The sequence below is a fragment of the Calidifontibacter terrae genome (assembly GCF_054778835.1).
The window spans coordinates 245,847-269,819 of record NZ_BAAGZF010000006.1; the positions used below are offsets into that span (position 1 = coordinate 245,847).

Annotated in this window: 17 protein-coding genes and 1 pseudogene; 4 read left to right on the forward strand and 14 right to left on the reverse strand. The window is 67.0% G+C overall.

Translation table 11 applies throughout. The features are described from left to right. The first annotated feature begins 58 nt into the window (after window positions 1-58). Complete coding sequence (locus ACYU98_RS09380; protein ID WP_460467944.1) at window positions 59-1,531, forward strand: cytochrome P450; 1,473 nt, start codon at window positions 59-61, stop codon at window positions 1,529-1,531. Here ACYU98_RS09380 and serA read toward each other — a convergent pair. The 4 genes from serA to ACYU98_RS09400 are packed head-to-tail and all read right to left on the reverse strand — an operon-like array spanning window position 1,492 to window position 6,687. Then, window positions 1,492-2,694 (reverse strand): phosphoglycerate dehydrogenase, encoded by a 1,203-nt coding sequence (gene serA / locus ACYU98_RS09385; RefSeq protein WP_460467945.1) that lies wholly within the window; start codon window positions 2,692-2,694, stop codon window positions 1,492-1,494. The genes ACYU98_RS09380 and serA overlap by 40 nt on opposite strands. 28 nt (window positions 2,695-2,722) lie before the next feature. Next, a complete protein-coding gene (locus tag ACYU98_RS09390) occupies window positions 2,723-3,961 on the reverse strand; it encodes a cytochrome P450 (RefSeq protein ID WP_460467946.1) in 1,239 nt (412 codons plus the stop codon). After that, on the reverse strand, window positions 3,958-5,430 hold the full coding sequence (locus ACYU98_RS09395; RefSeq protein WP_460467947.1) for an HAD-IB family hydrolase: 1,473 nt from the start codon (window positions 5,428-5,430) through the stop codon (window positions 3,958-3,960). Before ACYU98_RS09395 ends, ACYU98_RS09390 begins: the two co-directional genes overlap by 4 nt. Window positions 5,431-5,439: 9 nt before the next feature. Next, window positions 5,440-6,687, reverse strand: coding sequence for a lipase family alpha/beta hydrolase (locus ACYU98_RS09400; protein WP_460467948.1), 1,248 nt, complete (start codon window positions 6,685-6,687; stop codon window positions 5,440-5,442). 97 nt (window positions 6,688-6,784) lie between these two features. Here ACYU98_RS09400 and ACYU98_RS09405 point away from each other — a divergent pair, with 97 nt between their 5' ends. Then, complete coding sequence (locus tag ACYU98_RS09405; protein WP_460467949.1) at window positions 6,785-7,867, forward strand: serine hydrolase; 1,083 nt, start codon at window positions 6,785-6,787, stop codon at window positions 7,865-7,867. Between the two features lie 135 nt (window positions 7,868-8,002). Here ACYU98_RS09405 and ACYU98_RS09410 read toward each other — a convergent pair whose 3' ends face one another. The 3 genes from ACYU98_RS09410 to ACYU98_RS09420 all read right to left on the reverse strand — a co-directional run bounded on the left by ACYU98_RS09410 (window position 8,003) and on the right by ACYU98_RS09420 (window position 12,206). Next, complete coding sequence (locus ACYU98_RS09410) at window positions 8,003-10,888, reverse strand: vitamin B12-dependent ribonucleotide reductase (protein WP_460467950.1); 2,886 nt, start codon at window positions 10,886-10,888, stop codon at window positions 8,003-8,005. Between the two features lie 82 nt (window positions 10,889-10,970). Further along, window positions 10,971-11,435 carry a transcriptional regulator NrdR gene (gene nrdR, locus ACYU98_RS09415; RefSeq protein WP_460467951.1) on the reverse strand — a complete coding sequence of 155 codons (465 nt, stop codon included), beginning with the start codon at window positions 11,433-11,435 and terminating at the stop codon, window positions 10,971-10,973. Between the two features lie 354 nt (window positions 11,436-11,789). Continuing rightward, a complete protein-coding gene (locus ACYU98_RS09420) occupies window positions 11,790-12,206 on the reverse strand; it encodes a LysM peptidoglycan-binding domain-containing protein (protein ID WP_460467952.1) in 417 nt (138 codons plus the stop codon). A 288-nt stretch (window positions 12,207-12,494) separates the two neighbouring features. Between ACYU98_RS09420 and lexA the strand changes: the two genes are divergently transcribed. Next, window positions 12,495-13,217, forward strand: coding sequence for a transcriptional repressor LexA (gene lexA / locus ACYU98_RS09425; RefSeq protein ID WP_460467953.1), 723 nt, complete (start codon window positions 12,495-12,497; stop codon window positions 13,215-13,217). A gap of 31 nt (window positions 13,218-13,248) precedes the next feature. On the opposite strand, the gene ACYU98_RS09430 is transcribed toward lexA, so the two are convergent. Next, window positions 13,249-14,163, reverse strand: coding sequence for a Sir2 family NAD-dependent protein deacetylase (locus ACYU98_RS09430; RefSeq protein ID WP_460467954.1), 915 nt, complete (start codon window positions 14,161-14,163; stop codon window positions 13,249-13,251). Between the two features lie 22 nt (window positions 14,164-14,185). On the opposite strand from ACYU98_RS09430, the gene ACYU98_RS09435 reads away from it, so the two are divergent. Then, entirely contained in the window at window positions 14,186-15,115 is a 930-nt protein-coding gene (locus tag ACYU98_RS09435; RefSeq protein ID WP_460467955.1) for a LysR family transcriptional regulator, read from the forward strand. 65 nt (window positions 15,116-15,180) lie between these two features. Here ACYU98_RS09435 and ACYU98_RS09440 read toward each other — a convergent pair. The 6 genes and pseudogenes from ACYU98_RS09440 to holA form a co-directional block, all read right to left on the reverse strand. Then, a pseudogene (locus ACYU98_RS09440) lies at window positions 15,181-17,460 on the reverse strand (DNA internalization-related competence protein ComEC/Rec2); the annotation flags it as partial. Then, the gene (locus ACYU98_RS09445) at window positions 17,460-18,464 is read right to left on the reverse strand and encodes a helix-hairpin-helix domain-containing protein (RefSeq protein ID WP_460467956.1); all 1,005 of its coding nucleotides are present in this window, start codon (window positions 18,462-18,464) and stop codon (window positions 17,460-17,462) included. The pseudogene ACYU98_RS09440 and the gene ACYU98_RS09445, both read right to left, overlap by 1 nt. 91 nt (window positions 18,465-18,555) lie before the next feature. After that, a complete protein-coding gene (locus ACYU98_RS09450) occupies window positions 18,556-19,434 on the reverse strand; it encodes a DegV family protein (protein WP_460467957.1) in 879 nt (292 codons plus the stop codon). A gap of 4 nt (window positions 19,435-19,438) precedes the next feature. Beyond that, window positions 19,439-22,303 carry a leucine--tRNA ligase gene (leuS, locus tag ACYU98_RS09455; RefSeq protein WP_460467958.1) on the reverse strand — a complete coding sequence of 955 codons (2,865 nt, stop codon included), beginning with the start codon at window positions 22,301-22,303 and terminating at the stop codon, window positions 19,439-19,441. 222 nt (window positions 22,304-22,525) lie between these two features. Further along, complete coding sequence (gene rpsT / locus ACYU98_RS09460; protein WP_460467959.1) at window positions 22,526-22,792, reverse strand: 30S ribosomal protein S20; 267 nt, start codon at window positions 22,790-22,792, stop codon at window positions 22,526-22,528. Window positions 22,793-22,978: 186 nt separating this feature from the next. Continuing rightward, window positions 22,979-23,944 carry a DNA polymerase III subunit delta gene (gene holA / locus ACYU98_RS09465; RefSeq protein WP_460467960.1) on the reverse strand — a complete coding sequence of 322 codons (966 nt, stop codon included), beginning with the start codon at window positions 23,942-23,944 and terminating at the stop codon, window positions 22,979-22,981. Window positions 23,945-23,973 lie beyond the last annotated feature (29 nt).

Sequence of the window (23,973 nt, forward strand, 5' to 3'; positions counted from 1 at the left end):
GGCCGTGAATACCGTCGGCACCACTACATCTGTCGTGGCCACATTCTAGAGTGTGACGATGATCACCGAGCGCCCGCGCCCCTCCCCTTGGCCGCACGTCGCCTTCCCGCACCCCGCCGGGCGACGGCCGGTGGTGGGAGACTTGCCGACCATGCTGCGCGGGGCCAAGGGCCGCCCTGTGCAGAACGCCCAGCGCGTCGGCGCGGAGCTCGATGCGCCGATCTTCGAGATCAAGCTGTTCTCCCAAAAGATGGTGCTGGTGCGCAGCGCCGCCATTGCCGCGGAACTCTGCGACGAGAATCGGTTCGAGAAGAAGTTGCCGCCGGGAGTCGCCGCGCTGCGCAGTTTCGCTGGTGACGGGCTCTTCACTGCCTACAGCGACGAACCGAACTGGCAGCTGGCCCACGACCTGCTGCGGCCGGCGTTCACCAGAGCGGCGATGCAGACCTACCACCCGACGATGGTCACGGTGGCTCGCGAACTCATCGACAAGTGGGATCGAACGCCTCTGGTCGACGTCTCCCCCGACCTGACCCGGCTCACCCTGGAGACGATCGGGCGCACCAGCTTCAGCACCTCCTTCGACTCCTTCACCAACGATGAGACCGACCCGTTCGTCACGGCGATGGTCAGTTCGTTGCGCCGCGGCCAGCGTCGCGGCGCGTTTGCCGGCATGCCCTTCGCTCGCCAGCTTGCCGCGCGTCGCCAACGCGGCGAACTACCGGCGGACCAGGCCTACATGGAGCAGGTGATCGACAAGATCATCGCGCGCCGAATCGAGTCCGCAGACCGAGGTACCGGCGATCTGCTCGGGCTGATGCTGAACAGTGCCGACGAGAGTGGGGCCAAGCTCGACCTGGTCAACGTCCGGCGGCAGATCCTCACCTTCCTGGTGGCTGGCCACGAAACCACCTCGGGGGCCTTGTCATTCGCGTTGTATTACCTCGCCAGCAACCCGCAAGTGCGAGCGCTGGCCCAGCAGGAAGCCGATCAAATCCTCGGCCAGGAGGACTATCCGTCCTTCGACCAGGTAGCCAAGTTCCGTTACATCCGTCGGGTGCTCGACGAGGCGCTGCGCCTCTGGCCGACGGCGCCCGGATTCGCCCGAGGCCCGCGCGAGCGCACCACACTGGCGCAGACCTACGACATGGGACCCGACGACTACTGCATTGTCTCGGCCATGGCGGTCCACCGGGATCCCTCGGTGTGGGGTTCGCAACCCGAAACCTTCGACCCGGACAACTTCCTTCCGGAGCGGATCCGCGCCCGCCCGGCGCACACGTACTTCCCGTTCGGAACCGGCGAACGCGCGTGTATCGGTCGGCAATTCGCGCTACACGAAGCTGTGCTGCTGCTCGCGGCGATTCTGCACCGCTATGACTTCGCCGCCGAGGCTGATTACGAGCTCACCGTCAACGAGCGGCTCACCCTCATGCCGACCGGGTTGAACCTGCGGTTCTGGCGCCGCGACGGCGACACCGGAACCGACGCTCAGGCGATCGACCGCAATCGGATCGTCTCGGGCAGCTGACGCAGTTGGTCCAACGCAGCCGGCGGGCAGTCTCGTACGTCGGTGACGACGTAGCCGATGGATCCGAGGGTGCCCAGCAGCTGTCCCTCGATGTTCACGCCGTGATCCGCGAGCACGCCATTGACGGTGGCCAACACGCCGGGGGTGTTGGTGTGGAAGTGCAGGATCCGCGTGTCGCCGGGGCGATCCTCGAGCTGCAACGGCGGCAGGTTGACGTTCAACGTGGTGGTGCCGCGCTGCACGAAGTCACGCAACTTCGTCGCGACGAACCGGCCGATGTCCTCCTGCGCCTCTTCGGTGCTGCCACCGACATGCGGAGTGAGGATCACGTTGGGCAAGCCCTGCAGCGGCGAGGTGAAGGCGTCGCCGCGCTTCTTCGGCTCCTGGGGGAAGACGTCGACCGAGGCGCCGGCGATGTGGCCGGACTGAAGGTGTTCCCGCAGTGCGTCGTAGTCAACGACGAAGCCACGCGAGAGGTTCAGGAACAGCGAACGCTGCCGCATCTTGGCGAACTGCTCCGCACCGAAGAAGCCGGCGTTGCCCTCACGACCGTCGACGTGCAGGGTAACGACCTCGGCGACCTCAAGGAGCTCGTCGAGCGAGTCACAACGGCGCGCGTTGCCGAGCGCCAGCTTGTCTTCGCTGTCGTAGAAGTAGACCTGCAGGCCGAGCATCTCGGCAACCACCGACAGCTGTGAGCCGATGTTGCCGTAGCCGACAATGCCGAGCCGGCGACCGCGGATCTCGTGGCTGCCGGTGGCGTTCTTTTCCCAGACGCCGGCATGCAGGGCGGTGTCCTTCTCCGTCAGGCGGCGGGCCATGACGATGATTTCGGCAATGACCAGCTCGACCACGCTGCGCGTATTGGAGAACGGAGCGTTGAACGCGACGATCCCCCGCGCGGCGGCGGTGGCCTTGTCGATCTGGTTGGTGCCGATGCAGAACGCACCGATCGCCTGCAGGTCGGCGGCCGCCTCGATGACCCGGCCGGTGACCTCGGTCTTGGAGCGCACTCCGAGCAGGTGGACACCGTCGAGCGCGGTGATCAACTCGTCCTCGTCCATCGCGCCGGGGAGGGTCACAACCTCGAAGCCGGCCTCCTTGAGGATGTTCTCGGCGAACGGGTGGATGCTTTCCAGCAATAGAGCCTTCACGCGGCTCATTCTGGCAGGCGGCCCGCGACGAATCTGTTCACGTCCGTGATGCGGTCGTCACATCCACACCGTGATACCCACGGATCACGAAGGTGTTCTGGCGTTGCGGCGCCGACGCCAGGCGCAAATGCGGGTATTTCGCCACGAGCCCGCCCAACAGGGTGGCCAGTTCGGCCCGCGCCAGCGGGGCACCGATACAGAAGTGGACACCACCACCGAACCCGATGTGCGTGCTGTCACCTCGGTCGACAACGAAGGAGTCGGCGTCGACGAACCGCTCGGGATCCCGGTTAGCCGCGCCAAAGAGCATCGCCACCCGCTCCCCCGGCTGGAACTGCCGGCCGCCCAACTCCACCGGTTCCAAAACCCACCGCTCGAACATCTGCAACGGCGGATCGAACCGCAACATCTCCTCAACAGCAATATCGGGGCGTACGCCGCCGTCGACGAGGCGCTGCCACTGGCCGGGGTTGTTGAGCAACGCCGCCACTCCGTTGCCCATGGTGTTGACCGTGGCTTCGTGGCCGGCGTTGAGCAGGACGATCACGGTGCAGACGATCTCGTGGACGCTCAACCGCTCGCCCTCGTCGGCGACCTGCACCAGTTCGCTGATCAGGTCATCGCCCGGGGCCTGTCGTCGGGCTTCGATCAACTCGGAGACGAAGTCGACGAACTGCCCGGCGGCGCGCTCCGCCTCGTCGCGTTGGGCATCGGAGGTGCTGACCTCGTACATCTTCACGATGGCGTGGGACCAGTCCAGCAAGTCCTGCGCGCGGTCGTCGGGAGCTCCGAGCAGTTCGCAGATAACCCGGATCGAATACGGCTGAGCGAGGTCGCCGATGACATCGAAACCTTCGGTCGCCGACACCTGCTGCAACGCCGATGCCGCGATGCGGTCGATCTGCGGCTGAAACTCGCGGATCGCCTTCGCGGTGAACACCTTGGTGACCAGCCGGCGAATGCGGGTGTGATCCGGCGGCTCGAGGTTCAGCAGCGACCATCGCTCCGACTCCACGAACCGCGGAAAGGACTGCTCGAGGTCAGCCAGTCCCGGTCGGCCGAATTCCTCTGGGGTGTAACGGTGTTCGAAGCTTCGCCCGAGGCTGCGGTTTCGCAGAGCGGCGTTCACGTCGGCAAAATGGGGCAACAGCCACACGTCGCGATCGGCGAACGGGATCACTCGGCCGGCGGCGCGCAGGTCGGCGAGCACCGGGTAGGGATCGGCGATGAAGTTCGGGTCGTCGACCCGGAATCCGAGGGCGAGCGCGTCGGTCACTTGTCGCCTCGCGAAATTCTCCCCCGCTTGCGACCGGCGGCGGTGATGGCCAGCTCGATCTCCGGCAGGTCTTCCTGCGGGATCTTGCCGCCGGGGTAGGTCGTGGCGACCTGGTCGATGTCGGTCACCGCAATGTCGCGCGCGCAGTCCGGCAACTGCGCGGCAATCGCGGCCATGATGCGCTTGGTGTCGGCCTGCTCGGAACGATATTTCAGATCGACCGGCGGCCCGATGTTGACCACGACGGTCGGCGGATGCCAGAGCGTGGTCACATTGGGGGCCTTGGAAGCGCGCGGCCACACGACCTCGGTTCCGCCCACCGCGAACGGGATCACCGGCGCCTTGCTCATCGCCGCGAGCCGGGCAGTTCCGGGGTAGCCGCGCAGTTCGTCGGAGAAGAACTTCAGCCCACGTGGGATGGTGCCTTGGGGCATCACTCCGACCATGTCGCCACCGGCGAGAGCCACCGCGGCCTCCTGCAGTGGGTCCGGCGCGTTGGGGTCGGTGCCTTCACGGTCGACGCTGAGGCCGCCGAGCATCCGCAGGACCGGACCCAGCAACGGCACATCGAACATCTCCCGCTTGCCCAAGAAGGACACGCCGCGGCCCGAGCGGCCGACGACCACGGCCATCGTCGCCAGATCGAAATAGCTGCGGTGGTTACCGGCAAGGATCACCGCGCCGGTCTTCGGGATGTTCTCCAAACCGTTGATCTCGAACCGCACATAGGGGAAGGTCTCCGGCCGAGCGAGCATCGTCGCGACGCGGCGCGCCTCGATGTCGATCGTCGGCAGGGTGAGGGTTCCGGGCGGGGCGGTGAACGACAGAATCGGCCAGCGCTTCGCGGCCGCGACCACCAACAGTCGCGCGTCGGGATTGACCGCTGCGGGATGCCCCACCGCCGACAGCAACGGCAGGTCGAAGACCGAGTCGGAGTAGGCGTAGGACTCGCTCAAGTCGACATCATGGCCGGCCGCCCACTCCTTGACCGACGCCAACTTGCCGCGAGACCAGACGAACCGGCCGTCGTGTTTGCCGGTGTAGTTGCCGTCGGAGCCGACCGCATAGCGCGTGGCGATCACATCGTCGAAGCCGAGCGCATCGGCGAGCGGCTTGACCAAGTGATAGGGCGTCGTGGTGGCCATGACCACCTTGCGGCCCGCGGCGTGATGTTGGTCAACCAGCACCTTCGCAAACGGCCCCACCCGGGGCAGGAGTTCTTCGGCCGCAACCTTGGCCGCCTTGTCGAAGGCACCCTCGGGCTTCCCGGAAGCAACCAGAACGGCCTGGCGCCCCAGAGCGATCCCGCCCAACGATTCGCCGAACACGTTCATCCACCAGAAAATCAGGGACTCACCCGGCAGCCTTGAGGTGACCACACCCGTCTCTCGCATTGCCCGAGACAACACGGGTCCAGATGCCTTGCGCACCAAGGTTCGGTCGAGGTCGAAGAAGGCTGCACCGGTCATGGCGCGAGGTTATCCCTTCGGGTGCCGCTGGGGCATCGCCTCAACCCCGATGCGCTCGGCGAGCACGTTGTAGACCCGCGGATGGTTCAGCAGATCCATGTGGTTCATCCGGCCCAAGAAGACGGTCTGCCACGTGTCACCAGAGAGGCCGCGCGCCGAGCGTCGCGAAACGATCAGGTCACCCAGTGGCCTGCCCCACCAGGCGTGCGGGTCGGGGCTGACCACGCCCACCACCGCGAGGTGCTTGATCGGTGCTGGATGACGACGGTCCCGGGCCCGGTGATCGGCGGGGTCGTCCGGGTCGAAGCCCTTCCAGTCGGCCTCGATCAGATTGCCGTGTCGTAGATCCTTGATGCCTTGGCTCCGCCACCGCATCAGGCCGCCGGCCCACGCCGTCGTGCGGTGCGCCGCCAACCGGTTCGCCACCGCGTTCGCGCCCTTCTCCAGGATCGCGCCCTGATAGGGAGTGCCGAGGCTGACGGTGTCAGTGACCAGACCAAGCCACGGCGCATCTGCGGGAGACTGCAGCAGGGCGCTGTGAATCACGAGGCCACCCATCGAGTGCCCAACCAGCACCACACGCTCCACAGGTTCAGGCCACCGCGCCACCACTCGGCTCAACAGCCGACCGAAGTCCCGGCCGTTCTCCGAGACTCGGCGGCCAGTGTTGTAACGCACCCATAGCGCGGACCAGTCGCCGGTCGCGGACTCCATCCGGCGGCCGTACGAGATCCGTCGTCCCTCGTCGTCGGTGTTCGCGCGGCGCTTCCACATCTGTTCGGTGCCGACGAATCCATGCACGAAGATGACCAAGGACCGGCCGGCGTCGGGATAGGCGTTCGCCAGGCCGGCCGTGGTCACCGGCACCGCGTAGCCCGAGCGGCGCAGCGTCATCGGGTAGGCGATGGGCAGTTCGGAGTCGGCAAGTCGGTCGCCGGTGAAACCCTGGATCCACGCCGCCGCGGTCGTGGCTTGCTGTCGAACTGGGCGTACAACTGGGTGGGCGCTCAACGAGGTGACCGCTGGGCGGGCGGCGCGGCCGGCCGCCTCGAGCGCAAGCCCGGCCCCCTCGTACAAGCCCCGGACGGCGGCCTCGTGGGCGAACTCCAGCGGGGTGACGGCCGGACCGAGAACCCCGCGCGCCTTGTCGAAGGCCTTGGTCGCGGCGGCACCATGGGCATCGCGGACGCCGGCGAGAACGGCACGGGCTGATCCTCCGGCGCGTCTGGCGCGGGTCACGGGCGTGCTGGGTGTCATCGGAGTCTCCCCTGTGTGGTCGGCTGCGTCATCGTATGGCGCCGCGGCTCGCGTACGGTGCACTGCGGAGGCAGAGATGCGCAGACGGAGCTTGGCCATGATCGCCGCGACCAGCACCCTGGTGGCGGCCTGTAGCGCGGGCGGGAGCACCGCGGCCAGCACCACGACGACGGCCTCCCCCAGTTCCAGCTCGACCTCCACGGCACCATCGAATTCCGCGAGTCAGCCACCGGCGACTGCCGCCGGGGTCGATCCGGCCGCGTGGCGCACCGTCGATGCCCAGACGCGCGCCCTGGGGAGTGACACCGCCTTGTTCACCGGTGTCATCGGCGCCGACGGCCGGTTGCAGGTGGTCCATCAAAGCGGGCCCGCCGATGTGCGCCCGCTCGCCTCGGTGGTCAAGGTCTACGTGTTGCTGGCTGTGCTCGATCAGATCCACCGTGGCGCGCTGCGTTGGGACACGCGGCTCACCACTCGCCGCGCCGACCTCGCCGGCGGCAGCGGATCGCTCGCCGGGCGAGGAGCCGGCGCGTCGATCAGCGTGCAAGAAGCCGCCCGGTTGATGTTCCAGATCAGCGACAACACCGCGACCAGCCTGCTGGTTCGTACGGTCGGCCAAGACACGCTGCGCAGCGTGGTTCGCAGCAGCGGACATTCGCGCCCCAGCGTTCTCGACCCCTTCCTGACCATCAGGCAGGACCTCTGGCTGCAGTGGTCGACCGACGCGAAGGCTGTCATCGCCCGATCCAGCTGGGCCGGCGCCTCACCGGCGCGCCGAGCCGCGCTTGTCGCCCCGGCTGACACCGCGGCTCTGCCCGACCTCAGCCGATCGACGAACATCTGGCGCAAGGGCCTTGGCTACGGCGGCAGCGCCGAGGATGTCGCGCTCGCTTGGACGGCCATCGCGGTCCAGTCCGGCAAGCCGGGAATGGCGCCCCTGTCCACCATCCTCGCCGTGCCCTCCCCCGGCTTCACCGCGCCGGCCGGCTGGCGGACCACCTGGTTCAAGTCCGGTTCGCTCTCCGGCGTGGCCAACGGGTCATGGCTCGGAAACGGCCCGCATGGCCGGGAGGTCGTAGTGGTGCTGAGTGCTTCCGACGGTGGGCCGTCGGTGACCGCCGTACGCCGGCTGGCCAGTTCGGCCGCTGCGACGCTGGACTCGTACGCCGCGGGCCGCTGAGGCCGAATCCGCGCGGGTTAGCCACATCCGCGCGTCCTATAGGCCGGGCGGATGACGATAAGGCGCGCAGATCTTTACCCCGCATCACAAAAGCGGCCCGGGAACCAGTGGTTCCCGGGCCGCCTTTGCGTTGGCTCAGCTGCAGCCGGAGGTGCTTCCGCAACCCTCGCAGACGTAGCAGCTGCCGGCCGGACGCATCTTGGTGCCGCAAGTGAGGCACATCGGAGCGTCGGCGGCCTTGCCTTGGAACTTCTCCATCAGCTCGGCCGAGGAGTGCACCTCGGGGGAGGCAACACGGGCATCAGCAGCCCCGGACCCGGAGACGACGGTCAGGGTCGGCGCAGCGGGTGCGACCGCGGGCGTCACCTTCTCCTTGGTGGCCATCGACTGCGACAGCGACTCGAGTTCACCTTCGACGTTCTCGTCGTCGTCGGACTCGTACGAACCGGTCTCGAGCTGACGCGAACGCTCCTCGGCACTGTGGATGCCCATGAACGAGCGGGTCTCGAAGTCGAGGTGGTCCAGCGCCAAGCGACGGAACACGTAGTCCATGATCGACTGCGCCATCCGCACATCCGGGTCGTCGGTCATCCCGGCCGGCTCGAAGCGCATGTTGGTGAACTTCTCGACGTAGGTCTCCAGCGGCACGCCGTATTGCAGGGCGACAGAGACGGCGATCGAGAACGCGTCCATCACACCGGCCAGGGTCGAACCCTGCTTGCCGAACTTCAGGAACAGCTCACCGAGCTGGTTGTCGTCGTAGGTGCTGGCGGTGAGGTAGCCCTCGGCGCCGCCGACCGCGAACGAGGTCGTCTGGCTGCTGCGACGCTTGGGCATGCGCCGGCGCATCGGGCGGTACTCGATGACCTTCTCCGGCTCGGCTTCCTCGGTCGCCGGGACGACGGCCTTCTTTGCCTTCGCATCGGACAGCGGCTGACCAACCTTGCAGTTGTCGCGGTAGATCGCGATGGCCTTCAGGCCCAACTTCCAGCCCTGCAGGTGGACGTCGGCGATGTCCTCGACGGTGGCCGTCTCCGGCAGGTTGACCGTCTTGGAGATCGCACCGGACAGGAACGGCTGGGTAGCCGCCATCATGCGTACGTGGCCCATCGGGCTGATCGAACGCGCGCCCATGGCGGTGTCGAACACCTCGTAGTGCTGGGACTTCAAGCCCGGGGCGTCGATCACGTGGCCGTGTTCGGCGATGTGCTCGACGATCGCTTCGATCTGCTCACCCTGGTAGCCAAGCTTGGCCAACGCACGCGGAATCGTCTGGTTGACGATCTGCATCGAGCCGCCACCGACCAGCTTCTTGAACTTGACCAACGAGAAGTCCGGCTCGATACCGGTCGTGTCGCAGTCCATCATGAAGCCGATGGTGCCGGTCGGCGCGAGCAGCGAGGCCTGCGCGTTGCGGAATCCGTTCTTCTCACCCAGTTCAACGACAGCGGTCCACGCCTTGGTGGCGTGCTTCATGATGTCGCCGTCCATGGTGTCGAGCGCGCGCACCTGGTCGTTCGCCGCGCGGTGCTTGCGCATCACGCGCTTGTGGGCGTCGGCGTTGCGGGCGTAGCCCTCGTACGGACCAACGACCGCAGCGAGCTCGGCCGACCGCTTGTAAGCGGCGCCGGTCATCAGCGAGGTGATGGCGGCGGCGAGGCTGCGGCCACCCTCGGAGTCGTAGCCGTGGCCGGTCGCCATCAGCAGCGCACCGAGGTTGGCGTAGCCGATGCCGAGCTGGCGGTAGTCACGCGTGGTACGGCCGATCGCCTCGGTCGGGAAGTCGGCGAAGCAGATCGAGATGTCCATGGCCGTGAAGATCAGCTCAACGGACTTGATGAAGGTGACCGAGTCGAAGGTGCCGTCATCCTTGAGGAACTTCAGCAGGTTCAGGCTGGCCAGGTTGCAGGACGAGTTGTCCAGCGACATGTACTCCGAGCACGGGTTGGACGCGGTGATCCGGCCCGTCTCGGGGTTGGTGTGCCAGTCGTTGATCGTGTCGTCGTATTGCAGACCCGGGTCGGCGCAGGCCCATGCGGCCTTGTTGATCTTGTCGAAGAGGGTGCGGGCGTCGACCGACTCGATGACCTCGCCGGTGCCACGCGAACGCAGACCGAAGGACTTGCCCTCTTCCACCGCGCGCATGAACTCGTCGGTGACGCGGACCGAGTTGTTGGCGTTCTGGTACTGGACCGAGGTGATGTCCTTGCCGCCGAGGTCCATGTCGAACCCGGCGTCGCGCAACGCGCGGATCTTGTCTTCTTCGCGAGCCTTGGTCTCGACGAACTCCTCGATGTCGGGATGGTCGACGTCGAGAACGACCATCTTCGCCGCGCGGCGGGTCGCGCCGCCGGACTTGATGGTGCCTGCGGACGCATCGGCGCCACGCATGAAGCTGACCGGGCCGCTGGCGGTGCCACCGCTGGACAGCAACTCCTTGGAGGAACGGATCCGGGAGAGGTTCAGGCCGGCTCCGGAGCCGCCCTTGAAGATGAAGCCCTCTTCCTTGTACCAGTTCAGGATCGAGTCCATCGAGTCCTCGACGGACAGGATGAAGCAGGCGGAAACCTGCTGCGGGCTCTTGGTGCCGACGTTGAACCAGACCGGGGAGTTGAAGGCGAACACCTGGTGCAGGAGGGACCAGGTCAGTTCGTGTTCGAACAGCGTCGCGTCGTCTTCAGACTGGAAGTAGCCATGTTCCTTGCCCGCCTTGACATACGTCAGAACGACCCGGTCGATGAGCTGCTTGAGGCTGTTCTCGCGAACATCGCTGCCGAGCGCGCCACGGAAGTACTTGGTGGTGACGATGGTCGATGCGTTCAACGACCAGAAGTCGGGGAACTCGACCCCGCGCTGCTCGAAGATCGTCTCGCCGCTCTTCCAGTTCGTCTGGACGACGTCGCGACGCTCCCAGGTGACCTCGTCGTAGGGGTGGACACCCGGCGTGGTGAAGATGCGCTCCACCGTGATGCCTTTGGGGCTCCGACGCGCACGGGACCGCGCACTGGTCGTCTCCGTCATGATTCTCCTCCGTATGAGTGGTGGCGATGCTGTTGAACTGTTGTTCGTGAGGTTCTGGTGTTCCGGAAGGAACCGCGAGCGGTTAGGTCCGGTCGGTGGCCGCGCGCTCGGCGCGCAACAGGCTGATGGCTTGCTCGAAGTCGTCGAGGCCACCAAATGCTTGGTAGACCGAGGCGAATCGGAGGTAGGCGACCTCGTCGAGCACCCGCAACGGTCCGAGAATCTCCAGACCGACGTCGTGGGCGTCGATCTCGGCGAGCCCTCGCGCGCGAATGCCCTCCTCGACCTCCTGCGCCAACAACGCCAACTGGTCCTCGCTGACCGGCCGGCCCTGGCAGGCCTTGCGCACGCCAACGAGCACCTTCTGCCGCGAGAACGGCTCGCTGGCACCGGAGCGCTTGACCACGGTCAGGCCTGCCGTTTCGACAGTCGAGAACCGCTTGCCACACTCGGGACATTGCCGACGACGCTTGATCGAGGTGCCGTCTTCGCTGGTGCGGCTGTCGACGACTCGCGAGTCGTCATTGCGGCAGAACGGGCAGTGCACGGGTGGCTCCTCTCGAGGCTGAGCAACCGGACACGGGCACGCAAATGCCCGAGCCGGAAGGGATGGTCAGGATCGCTCTGTAGTAGGTCGATCTGTTGATAACCGGTGGAGAAGTCGTGGACAACGTGGGGACCACATGTGGGCGACTTACATCGGTGTAACTACTAGATATAGGGATACTAGGCCGATCCGACCCCACATGCAACAGCTCGGCGAGTCGCGTTTCGAGGCGATCGACCGCCCTGGCAATAGGCCCCGGAAACACGGCTCACGACCAGGGCAGATGCTGAAAATGACGCGATCGGACGACCGCCCGAGGCGTGTCGTCCGATCGCATAAGACCGCTCCTGCTGCCTATCGCGGCAGCAGCAGGTGTTGCCCGGCGTGGACCTGCAGGGAGTTCAAACCGTTGGCCAACTGCACTTTCACCACGGCCTGACTGATCGGCAACGAGGGGTAGGCGCGGTGGGCCACGTCAGAGAGTGTTTGGCCCGTCTCGACGGTGACCCCCGCGGTCGCGGCCGCGGGTCCGGCCATCGCGCGAGCTACCCCGAAACCTGCCATCAGCACGGCCACGAGGCCGACCAGGACGAGCATCCGACGGCCTCGCACGGTCAACCGGATGCCACCGTCACGACCATCGAAGCGCCCGGCACTCGCGTGGGACTCGGTAAGTGGCGGCACCAGCTTCAGATGACGCCGCGGCCGACGCGTTGAGGGCGCCATTGCCGGCGTCGACATCGGCTGAGCAAGGTGAGTCACAGCACTCATCGGTTCCTCCATCCCCGACACCCAAGGGTGTCTCCAGGTGCAAGTGCCGTTCGCACAGGTGTGCGATCGGACGTCTGTACGATTTATAGCACGAATGTTCGAATTGGGCGAGACACGCGTCGTACACATGTTTGAAAGACTGGGTCCGACGGCATACGCTCGATTCATGCTTCGCAGCTAACTACCGACCACCGACAACATCGGTTCGGCGGCCGGCGAACGACAGCTGTAGACGTGCTCCACGAGTGACCAGACACACCGCGAACCACCAGACGGGACGACCACGACATGGCGAAGATTCACCACCTGCCCGACGGCGACGGCGGGGCCGAACTCACCACCCGTCAACGCAAGGTGTTGGAGGTCATCCGCAACTCGGTCGAGCGCCGTGGCTACCCGCCGAGCATTCGCGAGATCGGTGAGGCTGTCGGTCTGACCAGCCCGAGTTCAGTGGCCCACCAACTGTCGATGCTCGAACGCAAGGGCTACTTGCGACGTGACCCGAACCGGCCGCGCGCGATGGAGGTCATCAGCGCCGAGAGCGATGCCGACCGTCGGGATCGTCGAGGCGACGCGGGCCTTCCGGATGGCGACGAGGACGCGATCGACGAGACCGGTGTCGGCGATCAGCGCCCGGCGGCCACGTACGTTCCGGTCGTGGGTCGGATCGCCGCTGGTGGACCGATTCTGGCCGAAGAGGTAGTCGAAGACGTGTTCCCGCTCCCCCGACAGATCGTCGGCGAAGGTGACCTGTTCCTGCTGAAGGTGGTTGGCGACTCGATGATCGACGCCGCGATCTGTGATGGCGACTGGGTCGTGGTCCGCCAGCAGCCGACCGCCGACAACGGCGACATCGTGGCCGCGATGCTCGACAACGAGGCAACCGTCAAGACCTTCAAGCGCCAGAGCGGCAAGGTTTGGCTCATGCCGCACAACCCCGCCTATGACCCGATCGACGGCGACGACGCCGTCATCCTGGGCAAGGTCACCGCGGTTCTGCGACGCGTCTGATCGGGCTGGCGGGACCCGTCAGCGGGTTCCCTCAGTTGGTCGCCGCAACTGGCCGGGCCGGCAGGTGGGTGGCCAGATCGACCATCACCTGCTGCAGGTCGCGATGCACATGCGCAGTGGCGAGGTCTTCTGCTCGTGACCATCCGGTATTGACCAACACGACTGGGATGTCACGTCTGACGGCATGCCTCGCGAAGCGGTAGCCCGACATGACCCCGAGTGATGACCCGATCACGACCACCGTTGTGGCCGCCTCAACCAGCGCGAAACACTGCTCGACAAGCGCCCTCGGCACCGATTCCCCGAACATCACGACGTGTGGCTTCAGCAGGTCACTGCCGCACATCGGACAGCTGACCAGACGCAACTGCGCGTCCCACCTCCCGTCTAGCTCGACGTCACCGTCCGGTCGCAACGGCGCGTTGCGTGCGTCACCGACGGCCGCCTCGAAACCCGGATTCAGCCGTTCGATCTCCTGTTGCATCCACTCCCGGGCGACGGTCGTACGGCAGCGCAGACAAATCACTTCGTCCAGCCGTCCGTGCAACTCGATCACCGCGCGGCTGCCCGCGACCCGCGCCAACCCGTCAACGTTCTGGGTGATGGTGTGATCGATGAATCCCCGGTGTTCCAAGTCGGCGAGCGCTGCGTGGGCGCTGGTGGGCGATGCGGCGCTGAACCGGGCCCATCCGGCATAAGACCGCGCCCAGTAGCGACGCCGAGCCTCGACCGTGGCGCGAAACTCCGAGACGGTCATCGGTTGCACGCGGCGTACGCCGTCGGCTCCGCGGTAGTCCGGCAGCCCGGATGCGGTCGACAAACCCGCTCCGGTCAGCGCTAATACACCGCCCAGAGCGACTCGTTCGCGCAGCAAGTCCTCCGCTGCGGGTTCAGTTCCTTGCCCGTCTTCAAGGGCGCTGTTGGTCATCGTGGGGTGCTGGCTCATATCGCTTTGTAGGCTAGACCCCATGATCGACGCTGCTGGACTCCGAGTGATACGTGCCATCGCCGATGAGGGCAGCTTCACCGCCGCTGCATCGGCCCTCGGCTACTCCCAGCCGGCGATCTCGCAGATGGTCCGCCGGCTCGAAGAACGGCTCGGCACACCGCTGGTCGAGCGGATGGGTCGCAACGTCCGGCTCACCGAAGCGGGCGAGGTGCTTTCCCGGCACGCCACGAGTGTGCTCAGCGCCATCAGCGCCGCTGAGTCCGAGGTCGCCGCGATTGCCGGACTGCAGTCAGGCAGGGTGCGACTGATGGCCTTCCCGTCATCGTCCTCGACCCTGGTTCCGCGGGCGCTCTCGCTGGTCAAACAGCGTTTTCCCGAGGTGAAGGTCAGCTTCGCCGAGGGCGAGCCGCCGGAGTCTCTGGCCGCGCTGCGCGCTGGGGAGTGCGACGTCGCTGTCGCCTTCACCTATGAGGGGCTCGACCTCAGCCGCGACGACGACAGGTTGGACGACTTCGTCTCCACCAAGCTGCTCGATGACCACGTGCGCCTGGCACTGCCGGTCGATCACCCGCTCGCCTCCCGCAAGACGGTGCGGCTCGCCGACCTGGCCAGCGCGCCATGGATCGCCGGTTGCCCGCGATGTCGGGGCCACCTGCTCGCGCTCGCCGACAAGGCGCACTTCGCGCCCGATGTCGCTTTCGAAACCGAGGACTACGTCGCGGTTCTCGGCCTGGTGGCCGAAGGTCTCGGTGTCGCGTTGGTGCCTGACCTCATCCTGCGCTCCGCTCCGAACGCGCGGGTGAAGGTTCTGCCAATGGACCCGCCGTCTCAGCGATCGGTGTTCGCCGTCACCACCCCCGATCTGCAGCGGGTTCCCGCCGTTGCCGCGACCATCGAGGCTTTGGTCGAAGCGGCAGGGATGGCCGATTGCTGCTCGGTTGGCGCCTGACCCGACCCGCGTACGACGCCGAATCCAGCTCCGCGGCGATAGAGCCGAATCGCTCCCCCGATGTCGGTGCGCAACACCGCACTGCCATCTGCCTCGAGCAGCGCAACTGTTCGGGCGGCCGGATGGCCGTAGTCGTTGTCGGCGCCCACCCCAATCAGGCTGATTGGCGCCGCCACGAGGTGGATGAGCTCGGGAACCTGATTGCTCGAACCGTGGTGAGGAACCTTCAAGACGCTGAACGGCGTCGGGTCATGTAGCGCCCGCAAGGCGCTCAGGACCCGGGCTGCTGCTTCCTTCTCGATGTCGCCGGTGAAGAGCATCCGCACCCCCGCCACCTGAAGGTCAAGCACCACGCTGGCGTTGTTCTGCAAGGAACCCGCGTGGATGGCGCGCACCGGCCACAACACAGTCGCGGCAATTCCGTTCCACCGCAGCGTTTCCCCCGCGTGAACCCGCCGCAGCGAGCGACCGGATCGCTGGACCACCGCGAGCGCCTGTTGCTCATGGCCGGGTTCGTCTTTGCCCGTCGCTGCTTCCTCGTCGACGAAGGTCCCGATGATCTCCCCGACCGGGACCTGCTCGATCACCGCTGCGAGACCGTCGACGTGATCGGCGTGGAAATGGGTCAGCACGATCGCGTCGAGCACCTTGACCCCGGAATCGTCGAGGCAGCGGCGCATCGCCTGCGGGTCGGGCCCGGTGTCGATGAGGACGGCATGGCCCGGGGCCGATCGTACGAGGGTGGCGTCGCCCTGCCCCACGTCGCACATCATCACCAACCACCCCGCGGGCACGTTGCCCACCGGCAGCGGTGCCCAGACCGCGATGCCGACACACAACGCGGCCGGCGCAGCAACCATCGAACGGCGGGCACGCGCCAGCAGCCCGGCGCCGGTGAACAGCACGATCGCCGTAACCGCGGCAAGAAGCAACGCCCCACTTAGCCCTCCGGCCCACGGCAACCGGCCGTACGGGACGTCAGCGCAGCGGCGGGCGACGAGGCAGATCGCCCACGCTGGAAGGCCGGCTGCCCAGGCGACGATCGCCGCCAGGAACGGCACCGGGACGGCCAGAACCGCGACGACGACGCCGGCGATGGTGGCCGGACCCACGAACGGCGCCGCGAGCATGTTCGCCGGCAGCCCAATCAGACTCACCGTTGGTTGCAGCAGGACGGTGACCGGCGCACACATCGTCTGGGCGGCCAGCGGCACCGCGATCGCTTCACCGAGCCAGCCGAACCGGTTCGGTAGTCGCTCGGCAATCGCGGCCGCCCAGGGACGGGCAAACAGGATCAAGCCCAACGTCGCCAGCGCGGACAACGCGAAACCGTACGACGATGCCAGGGGCGGCTGCACCACCAGGAGGACGACGATCGCGGTCGCGAGCGCAGGGGGCGCGGCCCGGGCGCCGCTTGATCGCAGCGCGAGCAGACCCACGGCGCCCATCACCGCCGCCCGGATCACGCTGGGTTCGGGCCGGCACAGGAAGACGAAGCAAGTCAGCGCCAGGAAGGTGAGCGGCACCCGCAACCGCCGCGGCACGCGCAGCCACCCGCAAGCCCACCCGGCCGCGAGCATGACGACGGTGACGTTTGATCCGCTCACGGCGTTCAGGTGGGTCATCCCGGTCGCTTTCATGTCCGCGTTCAGGTCATCGGGTAACCGGCTCGTGTCACCGATCACCAGCGCCGGAACTAAACCGGCCGGGTCGCCGGGCAGCCCATCGGTGGCTGCTCGGACCGCCGAGCGCACCCGCTCTGCCGCCTGCTCGATCGGGCCGGCCGATTTCAGCAGGCGGATGGGTCCGGACACCAGCACGGTCGACTCGGCCGGATCGAGGCTGGAGGGCTGCAGCCGCCCGCCCAGCGCGATCTCCTGATGCCAGCGCAGGCTGCCGAGTTGATGATCGCCGAATGCCATGATTTGGGCGGCGGACCTGCCCAAAGATCCGCGGCCGCTGATCTTGCTCACCTCCAGCCGCACCCGCCAGACCTCGTCACCTCCGAACCGAGAAGGCACCTGCACGGGGTCGGAGATCACCCGAGCCTGCAGGCGTACGGTGGCCCGCTGCTGCACGAGTGTCGGCAGCAGGCCGTCGTGGCGAACGACGTGATCGACGGCGGCAGCGCCGACCGTCAGCGACGTGGCGAGCCCGCAGAGACCGGCCAAGGCGAACACCCGACGATCGGCCAGGAGCAGAGTGAGCCCGCCGAGCAGCGCGCACGCTGTCGCCAGCCCCATGGCGACCATGGCCGATCCACGCGCCGCGATCAAAGCACCAGCCCAGGCGACCAACGCGGGCACCAGCAACCGGACGTCGAGCGCCACCGCCCGTTCCCGCATCAGAGGGTGACCAGCGGACGCAAGCGCTCCAACGCCTTGTCACCGATCCCGCTGACCTCCCCGAGTTCGTCGACGGACGTGAACCGCCCGTTCGTCTGCCGCCACTGGATGATCCGTTCGGCGAGGACCGGTCCGACCCCTGGCAGGGCATCCAGAGCGGTTGCGTCGGCGGTGTTCAGGTTGATCGGGGCGCTGGGGCCGGCGGCTCCGGTGGACCCCGCGGAGGACCCGGCAACTGCCCCCGGCGCGACGGCCACCGGGCTCTCCCCCGGCTTCGGAACTCGCACCTGCTCCCCATCGCCGAGCACCCGCGCGAGGTTGACCGCATCGAGGTCGGCTCCCGGCAGCGCGCCCCCGGCCGCCTTGATGGCATCCACGACCCGCGCGCCGGAGCGCAGCGTGACGACTCCTGGGTGGTGGACCTGGCCAACCACGTGAACTTCGACGGTGCCGGTCGCAACCGGCGCGGTGGCGGCCGCCGCGGCGCCGCCGCTGGTCGCCGTCGCTCTGGGAACAGCAGATCCCCCACTCGCCGATTCCGCGGCGCCAGACGTCGTGGTCACCGGCTTCGCCAACGGCACAGGTTGGTCGGCTCGACCAGATGTCCACACCCGCACCCCGAGCACCATCGCGACAACAAGGACGACCAACAACGCCCCGATCAAGGCGGCGCGCGCGGGATGGGCTTCCAGCGGTGCTTCGTTCAGCGGCGACCGGAACAACGGGGCATGCGGTTTCACATCGCGACCGGGCAGTCCACGCGCCCGCCGGTCAGCGCGCGACACCGGGTCTGCCGCCTCAGCCTCGACGGCGCTCTCGGTCTCGAAGCCGAAGTCTTCGAGAGTGCTGTTCGGCGCGTTCGATGCTCGACGCCGCAGGCCGGCCAACCGCGGCCGCCGGTCAACGAGGTCATCCTCTTGGGGAACCCATGCGCTGCGTCGACCCTCCTCGAGCTCGGCCAGGAGGGCGGCCAATCGGTCGGGTGGTTCGGAAGAGCGCGCCATGCCGGCACGTTAGGCGGGATTCCGCGCGGCTCGTCGGCCGCGACTGCGCTCCTGTGGATGACCGTCGCCAGGGAGGTCAACCTGTGGAGAATCAGTCGCCGAGGTCGAGGTCGCTGCCCTGGGACGGGTGCGGTGAAACGACGACAGCAAGGGTTCCTGGGCCAACATGGGCGCCGACCGCAGCGCCCAACTCCACGACGATCACCCGCCGCAGGTTCGGGACGCTGTCGGCCAATCGCTCGGCCAACGACTCGGCCCGCTCGAGCGCTTCGAGGTGTTGCACCGCCAGGTCGACCTCGCCGTCGATCTTGCCGGCCGCCTGCACAGCCAGGGCCTCCAACCGGGACAGCGCGCGATTCGTGGTGCGGACCCGCTCCAACGGCTCGATGTGGCCCGAATCGAAGGCGAGCAACGGCTTGATCGAGAGCGCCGAACCGAAGAAGGCCGACGCCTTGCCGATCCGTCCCCCACGCCGCAGCGAGTCCAACGAATCGACATAGAAGTAAATGCTGCCCGCGGCCGATTGCGCCCGAGCCGCGGCGGCCACCTCAGCCACCGATCCACCTCGGTCTGCGGTTCGTTTGGCGGCCAAAACGGCATAACCCATTGCCATGCCGACGGCGCCGGAGTCGACCACTTCGATCGGCACCTCACACTCGGCGGCGGCGATCTCGGCGGAACTGAGGGTTGCGGACATCTGGCCCGACAGGTGGACCGACACAATGCCGGTCGCGCCGCGCGCGATGAGGTCCTCGTAGACCTGCAGGAAGGCGCCCGGCGAGGGTCGCGAGGTGGTGACGTTGCGATGGTCTCGCAGCGCCGTCGCGAGTTCCGTTGCGGTGATGTCGACGCCCTCGTCATGGGAGACACCATCGACCGCGACATGCAGCGGAACAACGGCGATGCGTCCCCGCCCGGCCACATCAGGTGGCAGAGCGGCGGACGAATCGGTGACGACTGCGACCGTCACGCGGTCACCCGATGACCAGGTTGACCAGCTTCGGGGCGCGCACGATCACCTTGCGCACCTGCTGGTCGCCGATCGCGGCTTGCACCTTCTCACTCGCCAGCGCGGCCTGTTCGAGGTCGGCGTCGGTGATGTCCGCGGCCACCTCCAACCGGTCGCGCACCTTGCCGAGGACCTGCACCACGCAGGTCACCGTGTCGTCCTTGACCAGGGCCGGGTCAGCCTCAGGGAATGGGGCATAGGCGAGCGAGCCGTCATGGCCCAACCGCTGCCACAGCTCCTCCGCGAGGTGCGGCGCGAGAGGCGCAACCATCTGCACCAACGGCTCCACGATCTCGCGCGGCGCGGCGTCCATCCGAGTCAGCGCATTGTTCAGCTCGATCATCTTTGCGACGGCGGTGTTGAAGCTGAGCGCTTCGTAGTCGCGGCGTACGCCGTCAATCGCTTTGTGCAGCAGGCGCTTGGTGGCGTTGTCGGCGGCGGCGTCGACGACCCGCAGGGCGCCGTTATCTTCGTCGACCACGTTGCGCCACAGGCGCTGCAGGAAACGCTGCGAACCGACAACTGCGCGTGTCTCCCACGGACGCGATTGGTCCAGCGGACCCATCGACATCTCGTAGACCCGGAAGGTGTCAGCGCCATAGTCGGCGCACATCTCATCGGGCGTGACGACGTTCTTGAGCGACTTGCCCATCTTTCCGTATTCACGGGTGACGGGTTCGCCGTTCCAGGTGTACGTCGCCGCCTCGCCCGAGCCGTGTTCCTCCACCTCGGCGGCGGGAACCGGTTGACCGCGGTGGTCGCGGTAGGCGTGAGCCTGCACGTAGCCGTGGATGAACAAGCGGCGGAACGGCTCCTCGCTGGAGACGTGGCCCAAGTCGAACAGCACTTTGTGCCAGAAACGGGAGTACAGCAGATGCAGGACGGCGTGTTCGGCCCCGCCGATGTAGAGGTCGACGCCGCCGGTGTCGTTCGCGCGGCCCTCCCCCTCGCCGCGGCCCGGACCCATCCAGTAACGCTCAATTTCAGGGTCGACGAAGGCCTCGTCGTTGTGTGAGTCGGTGTAACGCAGTTCGTACCAGCAGGACCCGGCCCAGTTGGGCATCGTGTCGGTCTCGCGACGGTAGGTCTTGGGTCCATCACCCAGATCGAGTTCGACCTCGACCCAGTCCGTGGCCCGCGACAGCGGCGCCTGCGGCATCGACTGCGCGTCGTGCGGGTCGTAGGTCTTGGGTGAGTAGTCGGCCACCTCGGGCAGTTCGACCGGCAACTGATCGGCCGGCACGGCGTGCGCAATGCCCAGCTCGTCGTAGACGATCGGGAACGGCTCACCCCAGTAGCGCTGCCGGCTGAACAGCCAGTCACGCAACTTGTAGGTGATCGTTCCCGCACCCAGCCCCTGGCTCTCCAGGAACTCGATCGTTTCGTTCTTGGCCGTCTCGATGTCCTTGCCGTCCAACGAGATTCGCTCATTGGCGGAGTTGATCTTGACGCCCTGGCCGGTGAACGGTTTGTCCTCGTCATGACCTTCACCCGGCTGCACGGTTCGCAGGTAGGGCAGGTCGTAGGCCTTGGCGAAGTCCCAGTCACGCGGGTCCTCGGCGGGCACCGCCATGATCGCGCCGGTGCCGTAGCCCATCAAGACGTAGTCAGCGATGAACACCGGCAGAGCCGCGCCGGAGACAGGGTTCGTCGCGAACGCTCCGGTGAAGACCCCGGTCTTGGACTTGTCGTCGGTCTGACGCTCCAGATCGGACTTGCGCGACGCTGCCAACCGGTAGGCCTCGACCGCTGCTGCGGGCGTGGCTGCCCCACCGGTCCAGGCTGCCTTGGTCGCCTCGGGCCACGCTGGAGGCACGATCGCGTCGACCAGCGGGTGCTCCGGGGCGATCACCATGAAGGTCGCGCCGAAGATCGTGTCGGGGCGGGTGGTGAACACCTCGAGGTGGTCGTCGCCAACGGGGAAACGCACCGCCGCGCCGTGGGAGCGACCGATCCAGTTGCGCTGCATCGCCTTGATGGACTCCGGCCAGTCGACCCGGTCCAGGTCGTCGGTCAACCGATCGGCGTAGGCGGTGATCCGCATCATCCATTGCGCGAGATTGCGGCGGAAGACCGGCATGTCGCCACGTTCGGTCAAGCCGTCGTTGGTGACTTCCTCGTTGGCGACAACTGTTCCCAGGCCGGGTGCCCAGTTGACCGGCACCTCTCGCTTGTAGGCCAACCGGTGCGAGTCCACCGCGTCGGCGCGGGCGACGGCGTCGAGGTCGGCCCACGGACGTCCGTCTGGCGTCGCCACCTCGCCCGCTTCGTACGCCGCGATGAGCGTGTCGATGGGCCGGGCCTTGCCGGCGCGCGGGTCATACCAGGCGTCGAAAATCTGGGTGAAGATCCACTGCGTCCACTTGTAATACTCCGGGTCGATCGTGGAGACCCGACGACGCTGGTCGTAGGACAGACCCAACTGGCGCAGCTGACGCTTGAAGGCACCGATGTTTTCCTCGGTGGTCTTGCGGGGGTGCTGCCCGGTCTTCACGGCGTACTGCTCGGCCGGGAGACCGAAGGCGTCGAAGCCCTGCGTGAACAGAACGTTCATGCCGGTGGTGCGCAGGTAGCGCGCGTAGACATCGGTGGCGATGTACGGCAGCGGGTGTCCGACGTGCAGGCCAGCCCCCGAGGGGTAGGAGAACATGTCTTGGACCATGCGCTTGGGACGCTCGGCAACCCCCGGCTCGGCCCACTCTCCGGTCGGGTTGGGCGCCTCGAAGGTGCCCTGCTCCTCCCAGGCGTCCTGCCAGCGGCGTTCAATCTCGCCGGCTAGTGCTGCGGTGTAACGGTGCTCCGGTGTGTCCGAAGCGGTGATGTCAGTCATCGTGCCCTCACGTCAGGTCGTCTGCTGGTGGTGTGCTCCGGCACTCGGACGTGCCAACAAGAAACCCCTCGCGCCGGGGCAAGGGGTGGCCGCACCGAGGTCCGATCTGGTCGGCGCGGCTATCGAAGCAGGAGCAGACGATGCATAGCCTGAGGATATCGCAGGAACGATCGAGCCCCGCACCGGATATCCGGGCGGGGCTCGATCGAAGTGCGAGGAGTCTTACTTCTCCAGACCGTTCACGGCCTTGGAGAGCGCGGACTTCTTGTTGGCAGCCTGGTTCTTGTGAAGAACGCCCTTGCTCACGGCCTTGTCCAACTTGCGGGACGCGGCGGCCAGGGTGGTCTTCGCCTGCTCGGCGTCGCCGGTGGCGATGGCCTCACGGGTCTTGCGAATCCAGGTGCGCAACTCGGACTTGTAAGCCTTGTTGCGCTCGGTGCGGATCTCGTTGGTCTTGATCCGCTTCATCTGCGACTTGATGTTTGCCACGAAAGTACTTTCTGTTGGTCTGCTGTTGTCGTAGAGGGCGACGGCGCACCGGAACGGATGAGGCGTGGGGACACCCTGGCGATTTTCGATGCGCTGGTAATACTGCGGCGCGCACGACCAGAGCGCGCACGCAAGGCACAACGTTACACCGGGCCGGGGTGCCTTCCCAAATCACGCAGCGCGACCTCAGGCGGCGCCGGAGCCTCTTTCGCGACAGATCGTCAGGATCGCCCGCTCGACCGCGTAGATCGGATCGCGCCCGCCACCCTTGACCTCGAAGTCGGCTGCGGCGACGGCTTGGATCGCGCGGCCGAGGCGGTCGCCGTCCCACCCGCGGGCGGCCATGCGCGCCCGGTCGATCTGCCAAGGCGCCATGCCAAGTTCCTTGGCCAGGTTGCCCGGCGAGCCCCGGCCGGCAGTGGCGACCTTGGCGATCTGGCGCAGCTGGGAGGCGAGCACGGCAACCACCGGCACCGGATCGAGTCCGGTCGCGAGCGCATGGCGCAGCAAGCGCAGTGCCTCCCCCGCATTCCCGGCGACGGCGGCATCGGCCACCCGGAAACCGGTGGCTTCCACCTTGCCGCCGTAGTACTGCTCCACCGCATCGTCATCGACAACCCCGGTGGTGTCGGCGACAAGTTGCGCGCAACCCGAAGCCAACTCCCGCAGGTCACCGCCGATTGCTTCGAGCAGCGACCGCACCGCCTCTGGGGTGATCTTGCGTCGGGCTCGACGGAACTCGTTGGTGACGAAGGCCGATTTGTCCTTGTCGGACTTAATCGCGGGAGCGTCAATGACCCGGGCACCGGCCGCCTTCACCGCGTCGAGCGCTCGTTTGCCTCGGTTGCCGCTCTTGTGGGTGACCACCAACACCGCGCCGTCGAGGGGCGCCGCGACCAGCGCGGTGAGCTCGTCGACCAGCGCGTCGGTGGCTTCGTCAAGATCGCGGACCACGACGATGGGCCGGCCGCCGAACAGGCTCGGACTCGTGTGGAGCGCCAACGAGCCGCTTTCGTAGCTGGCGCCATCAAGTCGTACGGTCTCGGCGTCGGGCTCGAACTCCCGGACCGCCGCGACGACCGACGCCAGCGCGCGGTCGGCGAGCACCTGCTCGGGACCGCTGATCAGGACCAGCGACGGGACCTCACTCATGGCAGAACTCTTTCACCCGGCGCCGACAG